At 63.8% G+C, this 1,888-nt stretch carries 3 protein-coding genes; 2 read left to right on the forward strand and 1 reads right to left on the reverse strand.

The window, feature by feature from the left end:
• Positions 1-223: 223 nt before the first annotated feature.
• A complete protein-coding gene (locus WAW17_RS13210; protein WP_422333417.1) occupies positions 224-607 on the forward strand; it encodes a TA system antitoxin ParD family protein in 384 nt (127 codons plus the stop codon).
• The gene (locus WAW17_RS13215; protein ID WP_422333418.1) at positions 604-1,194 is read left to right on the forward strand and encodes a zeta toxin family protein; all 591 of its coding nucleotides are present in this window, start codon (positions 604-606) and stop codon (positions 1,192-1,194) included. The genes WAW17_RS13210 and WAW17_RS13215 overlap by 4 nt, the downstream gene beginning before the upstream one ends.
• 130 nt (positions 1,195-1,324) lie before the next feature.
• Here the strand turns inward: WAW17_RS13215 and WAW17_RS13220 are convergent.
• On the reverse strand, positions 1,325-1,888 hold a 564-nt coding region (locus WAW17_RS13220; RefSeq protein ID WP_422333419.1), incomplete at its 5' end, for a LysE family translocator.

The raw sequence follows: 1,888 nt of genomic DNA on the forward strand, positions 1-1,888 counted from the left end.
CGACTGGAGGAACTCGAGGTGTCCGAGTCGTCCATCGGGGATCTGCCAGGTCAAAGGCGCTAGGTAAGACGTTGCGCAGGATTTCGCCGCCGGCATTCGAGCATCAACGGGTGATTGTGCGCGCAACGATGAATGTGTGCTGAAACTCGGCCCCGGCGCCCGTTGCACTTTGCTACGCTGGATCTGTAGCACTTTGCTACAAGCGGAGAAAGGGGTGCTTGCTGTGCCAGACGCTGTGGATAAGGTGACGCGATTCTCCGCTGCCTTGGTCGACGAGGCCAGCCGCGAAGGCGCCCGGGAGAACCGGTCTGCACGCCAGCAGTTGGAGCACTGGGCGCGAGTGGGCCGCGGCGTGTCCAGTCGCAGTACCGCGGCTCGGCGACGCGTCGAGGCAGCGCTGGCGGGTCGACTTCCGGTCGGGGATCTCAGCCCGGAGGAGGGGGTGGTCTTCGATTCCGAGGTCGATGCGCTGATCGAGGAACGCCTCGAACAGGTCGATCATGTGGCGACGCGAGCCGCGAGGGGATACGCGTCGGTCGCGGTCGATGATCAGGGTCGCATGGTCGAGTTTCGACCTGATGGAACGACTGTCGTCATTTCCGCGTGAGTGCCCGATTGGATTTGGTCGTCGGCTGCGACGGTGCGGGAAAAAGCACGCTGGTCGAGACGGTGCTTGCGCCGATCTTGGTCGACAGTGCGTTCGTGAATGCTGATGAGATCGCGAAGGCCTGCTGGCCGGAAGATCCTGAGGTGCACTCCTACGATGCGGCGAAGATCGCAGCGCGGACCCGCTCGGCGTTGTTGGCGCGGGGCTGCTCGTTCATCGCTGAGACCGTTTTCTCGCATCCGTCGAAACTCGATCTCATCACCGAAGCGCACGACCGTGGCTTCCGGGTTGTCCTGCACGTGGTGATGGTGCCGGAGGACTATGCGGTCGAACGTGTTCGTCTACGCGTCGTCAGCGGCGGACATGCGGTTCCGGAGGACAAGATCAGGCAACGGTATGCCCGGTTGTGGCCACTCGTCGCCACAGCGATTCAACGGTGCGAGCAGGCTACGGTGTACGACAACCAGAATCGGACCACTCGGGTCGTCGCTCGATTCGTCGAGGGATCCCTCGTGGCCGAACCTCATTGGCCGTCATGGACTCCCGACGCGCTGACGAACCCGGCTCGGTATTCCGATCCGGAGTAACGCCTGATCTCCCCGGGAGACAGCTGTCTTACGACGTAGTAGTGCCACTCTCCGGCGTGGAGTCACTCGATGAGGCGGTCAGAACCAGTGTTGTATGTGATGCCGACTGGATGGTGTCGCCGACCAACTCTCAGGTCGGCGCCGGTCCTTCGCTGAGCGCGGTACGTATTGCGAAGACGCCCAGCAGAGTACCGGCGGCCCAGCGTTGCACAGTCATGACGCGGGGTCGGGTGGCCAGGAATTCGGCGATCCCGGCGGCACCGAGCACGATCATGGCGTTGATCGTGACCGCCACGCAGATCTGGATCGCGCCGAGCTGGAGCAGTTGTGTCCAGGTGGGTCCTGCTCCCAGAGAGACGAATTGGGGCAGAAGTGCCGCGTACATCAGTGCGATCTTGGGGTTGAGCAGGTTGGTCAGCAGACCCATCCCGAACAGGCGTCGGTCGCTGACCGGGGCGACCTGCTGCGGGGAGAATATGGCTCGGCCTCCTGGGCGCAGCATCCCCCAGGCCAGGTAGGCCAGGTAGGCCAGGTAGGCGAGGTACGCGGCGCCGGCCAGCTTGACCACAGTAAACGCTGTCGGAATCGCGGTGAACACCGCCGACAGGCCCGCGACGGCCATCAGCAGGTAGCAGCAGAACCCGACCGCTGTTCCGGAGAGGGAGACGAGACCGGCTCGTCGGCCCTGCCCGAT

Source organism: Rhodococcus sp. (in: high G+C Gram-positive bacteria) (genome assembly GCF_049286785.1).
Taxonomy (GTDB): Bacteria; Actinomycetota; Actinomycetes; order Mycobacteriales; family Mycobacteriaceae; genus Rhodococcus_F.